The sequence below is a fragment of the Tardiphaga sp. P9-11 genome, from assembly GCF_008329525.1.
Lineage (GTDB): Bacteria > Pseudomonadota > Alphaproteobacteria > Rhizobiales > Xanthobacteraceae > Tardiphaga.
In genome coordinates, this window is sequence record NZ_NPKQ01000006.1 from 191265 (window position 1) to 206709 (window position 15445).

Here is a 15445-nt window from a genome sequence, read left to right on the forward strand (position 1 = left end):
ACTCTGGCGATGCGTCGCTTATCTCTGAAATACAATCTTGCCGCCGACCATCGTCATATCGGCGGTGATGTCCTTGATCTGGTCGTCCGGCACCGTCATGAAGTCGGCGGAGAGCACCACGAGGTCGGCCAGCTTGCCGGCCTCCAGCGTCCCCTTCCGCGTTTCCTCAAACATGTAGCGCGATGCCGCGCTAGTATAGAGGCGAAGCGCCTGTTCGCGCCCGATCGCTTCGGATGCGCCGTAGACCTGGCCGGCCGGGTCCTTCCGCGTCACCATGATATACATCGTGAGGAACGGGTTCAGCGGATTGACCGGGAAATCGGTGCCGGCGCCGAGATTCTCCAGTCCCATTTTCTCGATCAAAGTGCGCGTCGGGACCGCACGATCCGCGGTCGGCCTGCCGAGGAAACGCGCGACCGTCGCCGCCTTGTCCCACATGAAGGCGTTCTGGAAATCGATCCGCGCCCCGACGCGGCGTGCCCGCTCCATCTGTTCGGGGCGGATCAGGCTGGCATGGATCAAAACGAAGCGGCGATCCTTGATCGACTTTTCCTTGTCGGCGGCTTCGAACGCATCCAGCACCTGATCGACGCCGAGGTCGCCAACGACGTGAACGCCGACCCGCCAGCCGCGAAGGTTGGCGATCGATACCAGCTGCTTCAGCCGTTCGGGCGTAACCTGCGCGATTCCATGATAATCGTCATGCGAGTCTGGATAGGCGTCGCGCATCATGGCCGTCTTCAGGGTCATGCCGCCGTCGTAGAAGATCTTGATGCCGCCGAGCTTCAACCAATCGTCGCCGAAACCCGAAGTGGCGCCGTTGCCGCTCATGATGGCGTCCCACCCGACCGAATCTGCGGGCGGCTCCGGTCGAAACATGGTTCCGATCCGCACCGTCGCATCGCCGGCCAGAGCGAGCTTCTGCAGAATCTGCGTGTCGCGCGCGCTTGTCGCCCCCTCGACGACGCTGGTGATACCGAGGCGGTTGAGCGCGGCCTCGGCGAGACGATATTGCCGCAACTCCTCGTCTTCGGTGTAGGGCGGCACGATGTTCTCGACCAGCGGGATCGCCGTCTCGACGAGCACGCCATTGATGTCGCCGCTCGCGTCCCGCTCGAACGCGCCGCCGGCTGGATCCGGCGTGCTCTTGCTGATGCCCGCCTTCTGCAACGCCAGCGAATTGGCCATCGAAAAATGACCGACGGTCCGCAGATAGACCGGATTGTTGGGGGACACGCTGTCGAGTTCCTGGCGGGTCAGGTAGCGCTTTTCCGCCAGCTGCGACGGCGGATGCCAGCCGCCGGTCGTGATCCACGCGCCGGGCTGCTTCTTCGCAACGAACGCCCGAATGAGATCGAGCGCGCCGGCCACGTCCTTGGCGCCGCCGAGATTGACCACATAGTCGCCGAGCCCGGCCGCCTTGAAATGCGCGTGGGTGTCGATCAGGCCGGGGACAACCGACTTGCCGGCGAGATCGATGACCCGGGTCTGCGGACCGGCCAGCGGCTTGATCGCGGCGTCACTGCCGACCGCGAGGATCTTGCCGTCGCGGATGGCCAGCGCTTGCGCGATCGTCGATTGGCCGTCGAGGGTGAGGATCTTGCCGCCCGTCAGGACGACCTGGGGCGCGTTCGGGTCAGATTGCTGCGCCACCGCCGGCAAGACGGAGGCGCCAATTGCAATGGCTCCTGCAATCAGACATTTCGCACCCAGATGCATCTCGCCGCTCCATCAACAATGTTCAATAGACGAACGAATGTGCGAATATTATCGTTAGACTAATTCCAGGCAAGCAGAATTTTGCAGCAGGATTTGCCGCGTCACTGAGCAAATGCAGCAATTCGCGCCCAAAGCATCACCTTGCGCAGAACGAACACTTGTTCAATATACGGACGCAATTCAGGAGCTGATGATGTCGAAGACTTTGAATTCGCGTACGGATCGGACCCAGGGAGCGCGCTCGTGAGCGGCCTCGTGATCATCGGCGCCTCTTACGCCGGCGTCCAGGCCGGCATCAGCGCGCGCGAGAAGGGCTATCAGGCGCCGATCCGCATCGTTGCCGATGAAATCCATCTGCCGTATCAGCGCCCGCCGTTGTCAAAGGCATTCCTGTCCGGCGATGTGGCGCACAACAGCCTTTTCCTCCGCGGCGAGGACTATTTCAAGACCCAGGGCATCGAACTGGTGTTGGGTCATCGCGCCATCGGGCTCGATCGTGCAGCCGGCCGGATCGCGCTGGACGGCGGCGACAGCCTGCCCTTCGATCAGCTTGTCATCGCCACCGGCTCGCGCGCGCGGCGCCTCAGCGTGCCGGGCCATGAGCGCGACGGCATCGTCTATCTGCGCACCCTCGATGACGCGCAGCATCTCAAGCCCCGACTAGAAGCCGCAAACGATGTCGTCATCGTCGGCGGTGGCTTCATCGGTCTCGAAGTGGCATCGACCGCTGCCAAGGCCGGCAAGAAAGTGACGCTGATCGAAGCGCAGTCGCGCCTGCTGGAGCGCGCCGTGTCGCCGCTGATCTCGCAATTCCTGCTCGACGCACATCGCTCCCACGGCCTCGACATCCGCTTCAACGAATCCGTCGTCGCCATCGAGGGCAACAGCGCGGTGCATGAGGTGGTCTGCTCCAGTGGGCTGCGCGTACGCGCCGACCTGATCGTCGCCGGCATCGGAGGCATCGCCAATGACGAACTGGCCGCGGAGGCCGGCATCGCCTGCGCCAATGGCATCGATGTCGATGCCCACGGTCTCACCAGCGCGCCCAACATCTATGCGGCCGGTGATGTCAGCAACCACCACAACTCATTCGCCGGCCGCCGCGTGCGGCTGGAAGCCGTACAGAACGCCACCGATCAGGGCAAGGCCGCGGGCGCGATGATCGCCAGCAGACCGGAAGCCTATGACGCGGTGCCGCGCTTCTGGTCGGATCAATATGACGCCAAGCTGCAGATCGTCGGCCTCTCGGCGCCGACCGACAGCGCAGTGATCCGCGGTTCGATGGACGACGGTAAGTTCTCGGTCTTCTACTACCGCGACGGCAAGCTCACTGCCGTCGACAGCATCAATCGCCCGGGCGACCAGATGATTGCGCGCCGCCTGATCACTGCGTCATTATCGCCGACGCCGGAACAGGCCGCCGATCTCTCATTCGATCTGAAAAAATTCGAAGCAGGCAAATAGGGCGGACCCGCGGCTCATGCCCAAGATCAAGCGCCCCGACGACGAACGCGGCAATACCGACTTCATCGAGAGCCTCGATCGGGGCTTGCGGGTATTCGAACTGTTCGGCGCACATTCGCGCCCGATGACGCTGAGCGACGTCGCCAAGGCAGCCGATCTGCCGCGCGCCACTGCGCGGCGCATCCTGTTCACGCTGGAGCGCAAGGGTTATGTGACCAGTGATGGTAAGCTGTTCGCGCTCTCGCCGCGCGTCCTGGCGCTGGCCGGCTCGTATATGACCTCCAATCAGGTCGTCACCATCCTGCAGCCGGTGCTCGACAGCATCTCCAGTGACGCACAGGAAATTTCGTCGCTCGCCGTGCTCGAGGGCCATGAGGTGATCTTCGTCGCCCGCGCCAGCCCGGCGCGCGTGTTCTCCGCCGGCATCGATCTCGGCTACCGGCTGCCAGCGTTCTGTTCGTCGGTGGGCCGCGCCATGCTCGGGAAATTTTCCAACGACGACCTCACCGCGACGCTGGATGCGATGGATCTCGTGGCAATGACCCCTTTCACGGTTGTCGACAAGGAACTGCTGAAGGCCACCATCATCACCGATCGCGAGAAAGGCTATTCGCTGGTCGACCGCGAAGCCGAGCCGGGCTTCCGCTCGATCTCCGTACCGGTGCGCCGCTACGATGGCGCGATCGTCGCCGCCATCAATATGGGCGCCCATGTCGACCGCGTGTCCACCGGCGAAATGATCGACCGTTTCCTGCCGTTGCTGCGCGACGCTGCCGACTCGGTGAAGCCGCTCCTCCTTTGATCCAACTGGAAATGCTTTCATGCCCCATATCGTCATCGAACATTCCACCGACGGCCATGGCGACGCGCTCGACATCGCCAGCCTGATGCAGGCGTTGCACAATGCCGGCGCCGCCACCGGGGTAATGAAGGCCGCCGACATCAAGGTGCGCGCGATCCCGTATGCGCATCACCTGATGGCCGGCCGGGCCGAAGGCTTCTGCCACCTGTCGGTCTCCATGCTGGAGGGCCGCACACCCGAGCAAAAAGTCGCCGTGAGCGAGGCTTTGCGCGCGGCAATGGTTTTGCTGCTGCCGCACACCAAAAGCCTTAGCGTCGATATCAGGGATATGGACGCGGTCGCCTACAAGAAGCGAGTGCTGGACTAGGAGCCATCGCTTGCTTCCACCCCCAAAACGAAAACGGCACGGCATCCCCTGGGAATGCCGCGCCGTTCTCAATTCAGGTCGGCTGCGGTCACCGCGTGGGCGACCGCGCCGGGGGTCCGCTTAGACCGCGTCCTTCGCAGCCTTGACCGGGCGAGCGCGCACGATCTTGCGGGCCGGCTTGGCCTTGAAGGTCATTGCTTCGCCGGTGAAGGGGTTGGTGCCCTTGCGTGCCTTGGTGGCGGGCTTCTTGATGACGACGAACTTGGCGAAGCCGGGGACGAGGAACACGCCGCTCTTCTTCAGCTCTTTGTAGCCGAGGGTCGCCATCGTCTCGATGACGCCCTTGACGTCCTTCTTCGAGAGCTCAGTGGTCTCAGCGATTTTCTCGATGAGCTGCGACTTCGTCATTTGGTCTGCCATTTTGCACCTTTTGGTTTGCCGTGATTCGGTGAGACAGACACTATGAGGAATCACGGGAAAAAACCCGTGTTCAATGAAATTTTCACAGATTTTGCCGGGAAAAATGGTGTTTTTTGACCACCAAACCCCGATTCGACTTGTACGGCAGGGTTTCGGGACCCTCGCAAGCGCAAAATACTTGAAACAAGGGGCCTACGGAGTCGCGGCAGGCGACAGAAACGCACTGCAAAAATCACCCCCAGATTCGCCCCCTCACCACATGGTCTGCCGCGCCCTTTCCGGCCAGGCGCGATCATAGTCGAGACCCCCGACCCGGCGCTCGCTCATCTCGGCCAGGATCTCGCCGGGCGTTGGCAAGGTCTTGGGATCGATCCGCTTGTCGGGGTTCCACAGGTCCGAACGGACAATAGCGCGGGCGCACTGGAAATAGATCTCGCCGACCGTCATCACGACGACTGTGCGCGGCGCCTTCTCCGTGACCGCGAAGGACTCCAGCAGTGCAGGATCGGCCGACAGATGGGCCTCACCGTTGATGCGCAGCGTCGTTCCGGAGCCCGGGATCAGGAACAGCAGCGCGATCCGCGGGTCTCGCACGATGTTGCGCAGGCTATCGATACGGTTGTTTCCGCGGCGATCCGGCATCATCAGGGTCTTCTCGTCATAGATACGGACGAAGCCCGGCAGGTCGCCGCGTGGCGAGCAATCCAGCCCCTCGGGTCCCGATGTCGCCAGCGCCGCGAAGGGCGACACCTCGATCAGCCGGCGATATTGCGCCGTCACGCGATCCGCAACCTTGGCAGTGGAGGCTTCGCCGATATCATCGAACCGGCCGTAGATCGCTTCGAGCTGCTCGATGGTTTCGATCACCGACATCGCTGTACTCCTCTCCGCCGTATTTATTGACCCCTGATGACCCGTATCAGGACATCGGCATGATCTTCCGCGACACCGATATTGTTGATCGTGACGTCGGCGCCTGATGTCTCGACGCTGCGCTTGAGCCGATCGCCGATCGGGCCATCGCTTGAGCGTCCCCGCGCCGCAAGTCGCGCCGCAAGCACGTCCGGCGGCGCCGTGATCGACACGACGACGACATCTTCATAGGCGGCACGTAATGCCGGGATAACCGTCCGTGAGATATTGGCCACGACATTGCGGCCGGCGCGAAGCGCATCATCGATCGAGCGCGGAAGTGCATAACAAAGACCATGCGCTTCCCAGTGGACGGCGAAGGCGCCGCTGGCCTGTGCCTGACGGAACGCCTGCGGCGTGACCTGCGCATTATTCTCGAATTCCGACGCCTCGCGCGTCACCACGCGGCGCGTGAACACCACATTGTCGTCATCTGCGCAGGCCGCCTGCGCCAGACCGATCAGCGTATCCTTGCCGGCACCCGACGGGCCGACCACCAGCACCAATCGGCCGGGGCCGATCCGGCCTGCTTGCGCTTCGGATATCGCCGCGGTGTCGGTCATGCCACCCGATGCCCTTCGCGCCAGACATTGCGCACCACCGGTACCTCATGCGCCACATGCACGCGGATCACGTCGGCGCGCTTACCAACCGCGATCTCACCGCGGTCCACGAGCCCGACGGCTTCCGCAGGCCGTTTGGTCACAGTGCGAATCGCCCTAGCCAGATCGATCGAAGGTACCTTGCTCGAGAGCTGCAGGGCTCCCATCAGAAGGCTCGACGGCACATAGTCCGACGACAGGATGTCCAGCATGCCTTCACGTGCGAGATCGATCGCCGCGATATTGCCGGAATGCGAACCGTTGCGGACGACATTCGGCGCGCCCATCAGAATGCCGATGCCGGCCTTGTGCAGTCCTTGGGCCGCTTCCAGCGTGGTCGGGAATTCGGCCACCGAGACCTTGTCTCCCACGGCTTCGGTCACGTTGTCTTCCGTGGTGTCGTCATGGCTCGCCAGCGGAATGTTTCGCCCGTGCGCCAGCGCCACGATCGCGCGCATATTGCCGGCCGCATATTGCTGCTGACAGGCCAGGCGTTGGGCGAACATTACATCGAGCTCGGCATCGGACTTGCCGCCCTTGCCGCGATAATAGGTGCGCAGCTTCTCCTCGTCGCGAAACTGACGCTGGCCTGGCGTGTGATCCATCAGCGACATCAGCCGGACGTTCGGCTTTTCCAAGAGCGCCTTCGCTTCCTCGACCACGGTCGGCATCGGAATCTCGCAGCGCAGATGCAGGAAGTGATCGACCCGCAGGAGACTGGCTTCGCCAGCAGAGGCAATGGAATCCACCAGCAGAGCGGCGTAGCTGTCGATCCCCTGGCTTGAGTCCTCGCAGCCGACCCGTACCGAGTCCAGCACCGTGGTAATGCCGGAAGTGGCAAGTTGACCGTCATAGGAGACGACGGCAGCGATGGGATCCCAGAACACCTTCGGCCGCGGCATGAAATGCGCTTCGAGATGATCGGTGTGCAATTCGATCAGCCCAGGCATGATCAGGTCGCCGCACGCGTCGTCGCTACCGCGTGGCGCATCGCCCTCGCCGAATTCAGCGATGCGTCCATTCGCGAAAGCGATCCAGCCTTTGTCGATCACGCGATCGGCCAGAACGATCCTCGCATTGCCAATGACGGTTTCGGTCGATGATGCGGTCATGGTTCTCTTTCTCAGGCAGCAGCGGCGGCGAACGAGGCAACGTCCACCAGCCGGTCGGCAATCAGGTGCCGCACTTCGTCGTCATGTACAATGGCGACCATGGCAACACCCGCACGTTTTTTCTCGGCAACCAGTTCGACGACCACCGCGCGATTGGCAGCATCGAGCGACGCGGTCGGTTCGTCCAGCAACAGGATCGGCAGATCGGAGATGAAGCCACGCGCGATATTGACGCGCTGCTGCTCGCCGCCGGAGAAGGTCGAAGGCGGCAGCTTCCACAGCCGCTCGGGAATGTTGAGTCGCTTGAGCAATGCACCAGCACGCGCACGGGCCTCCTCGCGCGTTACGCCAGCAGCGAGCAGTGGCTCGGCAACCACATCGATCGCAGCGACGCGCGGCACGGCGCGCAGGAACTGGCTGACATAACCGATGGTGTCACGGCGCACACCCAGGATCTCGCGCGGCTCGGCGGTCGCGATATCTACGACGTCGCCGTTGTGGCGCACACCGATGGTGCCGCCGTCGCAGCGATAGTTGCCGAAGATCATCTTCAGGATCGACGACTTGCCCGCCCCCGAAGGACCGGACAGCACGACGCATTCGCCGGGCGCGACATGGAACGAGACATTGCGCACGACAGGCAGGCGGATGCCATCCTGCAGATGCATCACAAAGGTCTTCTCGGCGTTGCGGATATCGATCATCGGAATCATGTTGACCTCACGCCGGCAAAATTGAGGAAACAAGCAGTTGCGTATAGGGTTCGCGGGGGTCGTCAAGCACCTGATCGGTCAGGCCCGTTTCGATCACACGCCCACCCTGCATCACCATCACCCGATGCGACAGCAACCGCGCCACCGCGAGATCATGGGTCACGACGATGGCCGAGAGGCCAAGCTCGCTGACCAGCGTGCGCATCATGTCCAACAAACGCGCCTGCACGGAGACATCTAGACCACCAGTCGGTTCGTCCATGAAGACGAGACGCGGCTCGGTGACGAGGTTGCGCGCGATCTGCAACCGCTGACGCATGCCGCCGGAATAGGTCCGCGGCGCATCATCGATGCGCTCCGGCGAAATTTCGACCCGCTCCAGCCAGGACGTCGCGGTGTCGCGAATCTTGCCGTAATGATTGTGACCGACGGCCATCAGTCGCTCGCCGACATTGGCGCCGGCCGACACCGCCATGCGCAATCCCATGGCGGGGTCCTGATGCACGAAGCCCCAATCTGTGCGAAACAGAAAACGCCGCTCAGCCTCGTCCATGGTGGCGAGGTCGCGCGTGACGCCATCGCGCATCCGGTAGGACACGCTACCGGTGTTCGGCGTCAACTGTCCGGAGAGAATCTGCAGCAGCGTCGATTTGCCCGAGCCGGACTCACCGACAATGGCCAGCACTTCGCCGGAATAGAGTTCGAACGACACGTCGCGGCATGCCGCAAGACGGCCATAAGATTTTCCCAAGTTTGCCGCAACAAGCAACGGCTCGTCACTCGCAGCCGCGCCCGCGCCCGCGCCCGGTGCAGTTGAATTCGCTGTCACATCAAGCATTTGCGCTCTCCGCATAGGGCGCAGCATTCTCGCTACCGCGATGTCCGTCTGATTGCCGCGTTTCGCAATAATCGGTGTCGGAGCAGACGAACATCCGGCTGCCCTTGTTGTCTGTGACGATCTCGTCGAGATAGCTATCCTCGGCGTTGCACAGCGCGCAGCAGGCCTTGTGCTTGTAGGGCTCGAACGGATGGTCTTCGAAATCCAGCGACACCACCGACGTGTAAGGCGGGATCGCATAGATGCGCTTCTCGCGGCCGGCGCCGAACAGTTGCAACGCCGCACTGTTGTTCATCTTTGGATTATCGAACTTCGGCGTCGGCGATGGATCCATCACGTAACGCGCATTGACCTTGACCGGATAGGCATAGGCCGTCGCGATATGGCCGAAGCGCGCGATGTCTTCATAGAGCTTCACATGGATCAGCCCGTATTCGCCGAGCGCATGCATGCGACGCGTTTCGGTCTCGCGCGGCTCCAGGAAACGCAGCGGCTCCGGGATCGGCACCTGATAGACCAGCACCTGATGCGCCTGCAGCGTCGCTTCGGGAATGCGATGCCGGGTCTGGATCACAGTCGCCTCGCCGGTGCTTGTGGTCACGGCCACGCCTGCGGTCTTCTCGAAGAATTTGCGGATCGAGATCGCGTTCGTGGTGTCGTCGGAGCCCTGGTCGATGACCTTGAGCTTGTCGACGGGACCGAGGATCGCCGCCGTGACCTGCACGCCGCCGGTGCCCCAGCCATAGGGCATCGGCATTTCGCGGCTCGCGAACGGCACCTGATAGCCGGGGATCGCGATCGCCTTGAGAATGGCGCGGCGGATCATCCGCTTGGTCTGCTCGTCGAGATAGGCGAAGTTATATGTCGGCGCGTTCATTCCGCGGCCTCCTGAAGAGCAACTGGCGTCTCGTTGGCGTCGGCGAACTCCTTGCGCAGCTTGCGGAGCAAGCCGAGCTCGGACTGGAAGTCGACATAATGCGGCAGCTTCAGATGTTCGACAAAGCCGGTCGCCTGCACATTGTCCGAATGCGACATGACGAATTCCTCGTCCTGAGCCGGGGCCTTGATATCTTCGCCGAGTTCGCGCGCGCGCAGCGTGCGGTCGACCAGCGCCATCGACATCACCTTGCGTTCAGACTGGCCGAAAGCGAGCCCATAACCGCGGGTGAAGCATGGTGCCTCGGTATCCGAGCCCTTGAACTGGTTGACCATCTGACACTCCGTCAGGGTGATCGATCCCAGCGGCACGGCAAAGCCAACATCCTCAGCCATGAATTCAACCTCGACTTCGCCCAGGCGGATTTCGCCGGCGAAGGGATGGTTACGGCCATAGCCGCGCTGCGACGAATAGCCGAGCGAGAGAAGGAAGCCTTCGTCTGCGCGCGCGAGATTCTGCAGACGCAGATCGCGATCGGCCGGGAAGCTCAGCGCGTCGCGGGTGAGATCGCCAACCGGCTTCTCGGGATCTTCAGCAGGCGAAGCCTCGATCAGACCATCGCGGCCGAGAATATCGGTCACACGCGGCATGATGCCGGGCTCGGCGCCAGTAACCACGGCTGGCTGCTCCGGCGAGGATTCGCCGGTGAGTACGGGATCGAGCAGACGATGCGTGTAGTCGAAGGTCGGACCAAGCACCTGGCCACCCGGCATGTCCTTGAAGGTCGAGGACACGCGGCGGCGCACCTGCATCTGCGACGTATCGACGGGCTCACTCGAACCGAACCGCGGCAGCGTCGCGCGGAAGGCACGCAGCAGGAAGATCGCCTCGATCATGTCGCCCCGCGCCTGTTTGATGGCCAGCGCAGCGAGCTCGCGATCATAGAGCGAGCCTTCGGTCATGACACGGTCGACGGCGAGGCCGAGCTGGTTGGAGATTTGGGCCAGCGACACTTCCGGCACGTCGCGATCGCCGCGGCGTTCATGAGCCAGCAGACGATGCGCATTCTCGATGGCGCGTTCGCCACCCTTGACGGCGACATACATGCTCAGCCCTCCTTCGCGACGAGACGCGTAGTACGCGGCAGCGCGACGATGGATTCGCCGGAGACCAACACGAGATCGATGCCGCGGGGAAACAGCGAGGCATTCAGTGCGAGGCGATCCAGCAGATCCGGCACGCCGATCGCCGCACGCAGGATCGTGGCGCCGTCAATACCCGGACCGCGCAACTCATAGGCCGGGCCTTCGGTCAGGCCGGCCACCTGCAGAATGATGGTGGTGGAGCGATCCGGATATTCGCCCGAGCCGAATGCGAAGTGCTCGAAGGACGGTAACGCGGCGGGATCGGCGACCACTGCAAAAGCACACACCGCAGGGTCGGCGATCACAGGCGCACTGGTGTGAAACTTGATCCACTTGGCAACATCCATCGTCGCTGCAAGCCTGGTATCGAGCCAAACCGGCGTGTCCTGATCGAACAGCGTCAGCGCGATCGCTGCTGCGCCACGCATCATTGGCGCTGGTACGCCCGAAACAGCCTGAATCCGCTGCACGGTGCCGGGACGCGCCATCGCATCCATTACCGAACGGAAGGTCGATTGCGCTGCAAGCACCTTGTCCGCGAAACCGGCCGGCATTTCCGCAACTGTTGTCATGATCAGCCCTCCCCGCGCACGAGCGTGTAGAAATCGACTTTGGTCGCCGCGGTCTCCGCAGCCTTGCGCTTGCTATCGGCGACGACGCGCGCACGCAGCGGCGTGAGCACCTTGGTCTCGACAGCATCTGAAAATTCAACGGTCTGGATGAGTGCGTCGCAGAGCGCGATCAGGTGCGCCTTCACGCCGTCACGCCCCAGCGTGTAGCCGAAGCCGACCTCACCGCTGGCAAGCCGTATAGCAGCGCGCGACACGGTCGCTTCGCCGAGATTGAACGGCGCGCCATCGCCACCGATCCGGCCGCGCAGCATTACCAGGCCATTCTCCGGCTGACGCAACTGTTCATGGGAGGGAACGGCCAGAGCATCGAGATATCCGGCGATATCCGCCGTGACGGAGTGTCCGAGCACCCCCATTGCCTCACGGCGCCGGGCTTGCTGGTGGTTCAGAGAGGATGAAGTCATGTCACCGTCGCTCAACAAGTTGTATGATTTACTAGACAACTTTATAGGCGGAGGCAATGACCGTTTCGTGACAGCGGCACGATTTTTCGCTAATGCGTGGTCGACATCATTTCGGGACCGGTTTTGTGACCATTCAGGACAAGCCAACAGGCGTTGCATTGTGGCGGCACGTCGCCGACGGCATTGAGCGCGGCATCGCCGATGGCCGCTATGGCGCTGGCGAAAAGCTGCCCGGCGAGACCGAACTGGCTGACATCTATCGCGTCAATCGCCACACCGTGCGCCGCGCGCTCGCGACCCTGGCCGAACGCGGCCTGGTTCGCGCCGAGCGCGGCAGCGGCACCTATGTGGAATCGCCAAAGCTGGCATATCCCCTGCGGTCACGCACGCGCTTCTCGGAAATTGCCGGTGCCGGCGGACGCGAGCCGCAGGCGCAGTTGATCGGGGCCTGGGACGATGTGGCAACACGCGATCTCGCCAGGCAACTTGGCCTCAAAGCCGGCGCTCCGCTGATCCGCATCGAGGCGCTGCGCCTCGCTGACAAGACGCCGATCTGCGTCGGCACCAACTGGCTGTCGGCTGAACACTTTCCCGATTTCGGCAAGGTCTACGAGCGCGTGCGCTCGATGACCAAGGCGCTGGCGCATTACGGCATCAAGGATTATCGCCGCGCCTCGACCAAGGTCACCGCCGGAATCATCGACGCCACCGATGCAACACGGCTTGGTGTTGCGCTCGGGCGTCCGATCTTGATTGTCGATTCCATCGATGTGGATGCCGACGGCACGCCGCTGAGCGTCACGCATTCACGTTTCGTCGCCGAGCGCGTCGAATTCGTGGTCGACAGCGGTTCTCTTTGATCCTGCCGGATGAGATCCTGTCGGACCCGATCCCAACGGATGGGATCAGAACGGATCGGCGCCGAGACCCGGTACATCCGCCGGACGGGGTCCGGGCGCCGGCCACAGGAAACGGCGGTCCTTCTCGGCAATCGCAACGTCATTGATGCTGGCCTCGCGGCGGCGCATCAGGCCGGCGTCATCGAACTCCCACTGCTCGTTGCCATAGGAGCGATGCCAGTTGCCGCCGTCGTCGTGCCATTCATATTGAAAGCGCACGGCAATGTGATTGCCGTCGAACGCCCACAGATCCTTGATCAGCCGATATTCGTGTTCCTTCTCCCATTTGCGGGTGAGAAATTCGACAATCGCCGAGCGCCCCTGAAAGAACTCGCCGCGATTGCGCCAAGTCGAATCCTCGGTATAGGCGAGTGACACTTTCACCGGATCGCGTGAATTCCAGCCGTCTTCGGCCATGCGGGCCTTCTGGGCGGCGGTTTCTCGGGTGAAGGGCGGAAACGGTGGACGCGACATGGGGTCCTCGGCTTTGCTATGTGCCGGGATTGTAGCGTTGCCGCACGCGGAGTCGATGCCGTTCCGCCTATCGCACGATTGCTAAATCTGATCGGCCTTCATGGCAATCCGCAGCGCTTTCGGGATCGGCTTGGCCCGGCCGCCGGAGACAAAGGCCACCTTGACCTTGGCCTCAAGCAGCAACTCATCGCCGCGGCGTACTTCCTGATCCAGCATGATCGAGGCACCCCTCACCTCTTGTGGAATCGTGACGACGTCAAGCAGGTCGTCCAGGACTGCCGGTTTTAGAAAATCAATTTTCATCGACCGAACAACGAAGGCAAAGCCCGGCGCATCCTTCCGCGCTTCGTTCAGCAGCTCTTGTTGACTCGTTCCGAGTAAACGCAAGTAATTCGTTCTGCCGCGTTCCATGAAGCGCAAAAAATTCGCGTGATAAACAATCTGGCCGGCGTCAGTATCTTCGAAATAAACGCGGACCCGCATATGATGACGACCGTCGCGAATTTCGCCATCGAGAGAGGCTGTCACAGGGGGATTCCTCTTATCACACTTCGGGGAGTAATCGTCTTGCACAGAGGTACCTTCCTCAGCAAGCGCCAATCGCTCTAGGCTGAACCTTGCTTGAAATGCACACCCGCCGACGCCAATCCGGCGGAAGTGGCAAAGCAAATCGTGCGGGTCGTGGATATCCCATTTGGCAAGGGTCCCTTCCGGGTCCCCTTCGGTCCGTCGTAGAATAGCGCGGAATTCGTCAATGGCGTCGCCGGCCGAGGGCATATTGCCGTTTTATATCTGCCGGGTACCGCTGTGCCCGATGAACATTTCAATCCTACCTGGGGTGTACGGACTTACGAGACATCCCTTCTCTTGAGCCTCAAGGGCACGAAGGATGACCGGGATGTCACGTCGGAAAAGTGCGTGGAAGCGCCCCATTCAAGTCTGGATGACCGCTATTGCCGTGCGCGTCGCGTTGCAGCTTCATGTTAAGGATATCGGCGTGGATTCGCGATGCAGCCTTTCACCCTGCCCCTATGAACACTTAAGCAGACTAGCTCATGGACCCGCTTGATAGCCCCAGTTCCAGGCCAAATGCGCGTCTGACAACGCGTGCATCACCGCAAGGAATTGCGGCTGATCTTGTTGCAGTGCTGGTAGCCGTTACCTCGGGGGAGCCTCGTGTTCTCACGATCCAGGATCAGCGCGCCCTGCCCTCCGGGCCCTTCGAGCTCGCCCATCGTTCGCTGCAATCGGGGCTACGTGCCTGGGTCGAACGGCAGACGCGGTTGCCGCTCGGTTATGTCGAACAGCTCTACACCTTCGCCGACCGCGACCGCGCTGGTACCGCCGCGCAGCATGCCATCTCGATCAGCTATCTTGGCCTGACACGAGAACAACCGGCATTCGGCGAACATGAAGCCAGATGGCGCGGCTGGTACGATTATTTCCCCTGGGAAGATCATCGCGTCGGCCCACCGCCGCTGATGGAGCAAACTTTGCGGCCGGGGCTCAAGGCCTGGATTTCCGTAGCGCCCGATCGGGCGGCGCAGCGCGCTCGTCGGCAGCGCGCCGAGATACTGTTCGGCCTCGACGAGCACAGCTGGAACGAAGAACTGGTTCTGCAGCGGTACGAACTATTATATGAGGCGAGACTGATCCCGGAGGCGACACGCGGAAACGCCCCTACACCCATATCGGCCAATGCGGTTTTATTGGACACGCTCGGTCACCCCATGATCCTCGATCATCGCCGGATTCTGGCCACCGGAATTGCAAGGCTCAGGGCCAAGATCAAATACCATCCGGTGGTATTTGAACTGATGCCGGACACATTCACGCTGCTGCAATTGCAACGCTGTGTTGAGGCGTTGGCGGGACGGCAAGTGCACAAGCCGAATTTCCGCCGCCTGATCGAGCAGCAGGAACTCGTTGAGGAAACTGGCGAAACCAGTCAGGACACCGGCGGACGTCCCGCAAAACTGTTCCGTTTCCGCCGTACCGTATTTGCGGAACGCGCCATCGCCGGAACCAAACTTCCTATCTCGGGGGCTTGACAAGACTTATACTC

At 62.1% G+C, this 15445-nt stretch carries 18 protein-coding genes; 5 read left to right on the forward strand and 13 right to left on the reverse strand.

The genetic code is table 11. From position 1 onward, the window contains the following. Positions 1-18: 18 nt before the first annotated feature. Complete coding sequence (locus CIW50_RS20370) at positions 19-1719, reverse strand: amidohydrolase (RefSeq protein ID WP_149533012.1); 1701 nt, start codon at positions 1717-1719, stop codon at positions 19-21. A gap of 243 nt (positions 1720-1962) precedes the next feature. On the opposite strand from CIW50_RS20370, the gene CIW50_RS20375 reads away from it, so the two are divergent. The 3 genes from CIW50_RS20375 to CIW50_RS20385 are packed head-to-tail and all read left to right on the forward strand — an operon-like array spanning position 1963 to position 4352. Then, positions 1963-3183 carry an NAD(P)/FAD-dependent oxidoreductase gene (locus CIW50_RS20375; RefSeq protein WP_149533013.1) on the forward strand — a complete coding sequence of 407 codons (1221 nt, stop codon included), beginning with the start codon at positions 1963-1965 and terminating at the stop codon, positions 3181-3183. Between the two features lie 16 nt (positions 3184-3199). Next, on the forward strand, positions 3200-3985 hold the full coding sequence (locus tag CIW50_RS20380) for an IclR family transcriptional regulator domain-containing protein (RefSeq protein ID WP_149533014.1): 786 nt from the start codon (positions 3200-3202) through the stop codon (positions 3983-3985). A gap of 19 nt (positions 3986-4004) precedes the next feature. Next, the gene (locus tag CIW50_RS20385; RefSeq protein WP_149533015.1) at positions 4005-4352 is read left to right on the forward strand and encodes a 5-carboxymethyl-2-hydroxymuconate Delta-isomerase; all 348 of its coding nucleotides are present in this window, start codon (positions 4005-4007) and stop codon (positions 4350-4352) included. A gap of 120 nt (positions 4353-4472) precedes the next feature. Here the strand turns inward: CIW50_RS20385 and CIW50_RS20390 are convergent, their stop codons facing one another. The 10 genes from CIW50_RS20390 to phnG form a co-directional block, all read right to left on the reverse strand. Next, positions 4473-4772: an HU family DNA-binding protein gene (locus CIW50_RS20390; RefSeq protein WP_068735221.1), complete on the reverse strand. Its 300-nt coding sequence runs from the start codon at positions 4770-4772 to the stop codon at positions 4473-4475. Positions 4773-5024: 252 nt separating this feature from the next. Then, positions 5025-5645, reverse strand: a complete 621-nt coding sequence (locus CIW50_RS20395) for a pyridoxamine 5'-phosphate oxidase family protein (RefSeq protein WP_149533016.1) — start codon at positions 5643-5645, stop codon at positions 5025-5027. A gap of 23 nt (positions 5646-5668) precedes the next feature. Beyond that, complete coding sequence (phnN, locus tag CIW50_RS20400; protein WP_149533017.1) at positions 5669-6247, reverse strand: phosphonate metabolism protein/1,5-bisphosphokinase (PRPP-forming) PhnN; 579 nt, start codon at positions 6245-6247, stop codon at positions 5669-5671. Further along, positions 6244-7398: an alpha-D-ribose 1-methylphosphonate 5-triphosphate diphosphatase gene (locus CIW50_RS20405; protein ID WP_149533018.1), complete on the reverse strand. Its 1155-nt coding sequence runs from the start codon at positions 7396-7398 to the stop codon at positions 6244-6246. The genes phnN and CIW50_RS20405 overlap by 4 nt, the downstream gene beginning before the upstream one ends. 11 nt (positions 7399-7409) lie before the next feature. Beyond that, positions 7410-8111, reverse strand: a complete 702-nt coding sequence (phnL, locus tag CIW50_RS20410) for a phosphonate C-P lyase system protein PhnL (protein ID WP_149533019.1) — start codon at positions 8109-8111, stop codon at positions 7410-7412. 7 nt (positions 8112-8118) lie between these two features. After that, positions 8119-8949: a phosphonate C-P lyase system protein PhnK gene (phnK, locus tag CIW50_RS20415; RefSeq protein WP_149533020.1), complete on the reverse strand. Its 831-nt coding sequence runs from the start codon at positions 8947-8949 to the stop codon at positions 8119-8121. After that, on the reverse strand, positions 8942-9826 hold the full coding sequence (locus tag CIW50_RS20420) for an alpha-D-ribose 1-methylphosphonate 5-phosphate C-P-lyase PhnJ (protein ID WP_149533021.1): 885 nt from the start codon (positions 9824-9826) through the stop codon (positions 8942-8944). Before CIW50_RS20420 ends, phnK begins: the two co-directional genes overlap by 8 nt. Then, a complete protein-coding gene (locus CIW50_RS20425) occupies positions 9823-10932 on the reverse strand; it encodes a carbon-phosphorus lyase complex subunit (protein ID WP_149533022.1) in 1110 nt (369 codons plus the stop codon). The genes CIW50_RS20420 and CIW50_RS20425 overlap by 4 nt, the downstream gene beginning before the upstream one ends. 2 nt (positions 10933-10934) lie before the next feature. Then, entirely contained in the window at positions 10935-11543 is a 609-nt protein-coding gene (phnH, locus tag CIW50_RS20430) for a phosphonate C-P lyase system protein PhnH (RefSeq protein ID WP_149533023.1), read from the reverse strand. 2 nt (positions 11544-11545) lie between these two features. Further along, a complete protein-coding gene (gene phnG / locus CIW50_RS20435) occupies positions 11546-12007 on the reverse strand; it encodes a phosphonate C-P lyase system protein PhnG (protein ID WP_149533024.1) in 462 nt (153 codons plus the stop codon). 125 nt (positions 12008-12132) lie between these two features. On the opposite strand from phnG, the gene phnF reads away from it, so the two are divergent. Further along, entirely contained in the window at positions 12133-12867 is a 735-nt protein-coding gene (phnF, locus tag CIW50_RS20440) for a phosphonate metabolism transcriptional regulator PhnF (protein ID WP_149533025.1), read from the forward strand. 45 nt (positions 12868-12912) lie between these two features. Here phnF and CIW50_RS20445 read toward each other — a convergent pair whose 3' ends face one another. After that, entirely contained in the window at positions 12913-13380 is a 468-nt protein-coding gene (locus CIW50_RS20445) for a nuclear transport factor 2 family protein (protein ID WP_149533026.1), read from the reverse strand. 81 nt (positions 13381-13461) lie between these two features. Then, complete coding sequence (gene ybgC / locus CIW50_RS20450; RefSeq protein WP_149533027.1) at positions 13462-13908, reverse strand: tol-pal system-associated acyl-CoA thioesterase; 447 nt, start codon at positions 13906-13908, stop codon at positions 13462-13464. 527 nt (positions 13909-14435) lie between these two features. Here ybgC and CIW50_RS20460 point away from each other — a divergent pair. Beyond that, positions 14436-15431 (forward strand): NUDIX hydrolase, encoded by a 996-nt coding sequence (locus tag CIW50_RS20460; RefSeq protein ID WP_149533028.1) that lies wholly within the window; start codon positions 14436-14438, stop codon positions 15429-15431. Positions 15432-15445: the final 14 nt, after the last annotated feature.

Excerpts from the sequence above, each read along its gene's own strand:
- CIW50_RS20385 (WP_149533015.1), top strand. The coding sequence starts at position 4,005 with ATGCCCCATATCGTCATCGAACATTCCACCGACGGCCATGGCGACGCG.
- phnK (WP_149533020.1), bottom strand. The coding sequence starts at position 8,949 with ATGCTTGATGTGACAGCGAATTCAACTGCACCGGGCGCGGGCGCGGGC.
- phnL (WP_149533019.1), bottom strand. The coding sequence starts at position 8,111 with ATGATTCCGATGATCGATATCCGCAACGCCGAGAAGACCTTTGTGATG.
- phnH (WP_149533023.1), bottom strand. The coding sequence starts at position 11,543 with ATGACAACAGTTGCGGAAATGCCGGCCGGTTTCGCGGACAAGGTGCTT.
- CIW50_RS20420 (WP_149533021.1), bottom strand. The coding sequence starts at position 9,826 with ATGAACGCGCCGACATATAACTTCGCCTATCTCGACGAGCAGACCAAG.
- CIW50_RS20380 (WP_149533014.1), top strand. The coding sequence starts at position 3,200 with ATGCCCAAGATCAAGCGCCCCGACGACGAACGCGGCAATACCGACTTC.
- CIW50_RS20395 (WP_149533016.1), bottom strand. The coding sequence starts at position 5,645 with ATGTCGGTGATCGAAACCATCGAGCAGCTCGAAGCGATCTACGGCCGG.
- CIW50_RS20370 (WP_149533012.1), bottom strand. The coding sequence starts at position 1,719 with ATGCATCTGGGTGCGAAATGTCTGATTGCAGGAGCCATTGCAATTGGC.
- CIW50_RS20390 (WP_068735221.1), bottom strand. The coding sequence starts at position 4,772 with ATGGCAGACCAAATGACGAAGTCGCAGCTCATCGAGAAAATCGCTGAG.
- CIW50_RS20425 (WP_149533022.1), bottom strand. The coding sequence starts at position 10,932 with ATGTATGTCGCCGTCAAGGGTGGCGAACGCGCCATCGAGAATGCGCAT.
- CIW50_RS20445 (WP_149533026.1), bottom strand. The coding sequence starts at position 13,380 with ATGTCGCGTCCACCGTTTCCGCCCTTCACCCGAGAAACCGCCGCCCAG.
- CIW50_RS20405 (WP_149533018.1), bottom strand. The coding sequence starts at position 7,398 with ATGACCGCATCATCGACCGAAACCGTCATTGGCAATGCGAGGATCGTT.
- phnN (WP_149533017.1), bottom strand. The coding sequence starts at position 6,247 with ATGACCGACACCGCGGCGATATCCGAAGCGCAAGCAGGCCGGATCGGC.
- phnG (WP_149533024.1), bottom strand. The coding sequence starts at position 12,007 with ATGACTTCATCCTCTCTGAACCACCAGCAAGCCCGGCGCCGTGAGGCA.
- CIW50_RS20460 (WP_149533028.1), top strand. The coding sequence starts at position 14,436 with ATGGACCCGCTTGATAGCCCCAGTTCCAGGCCAAATGCGCGTCTGACA.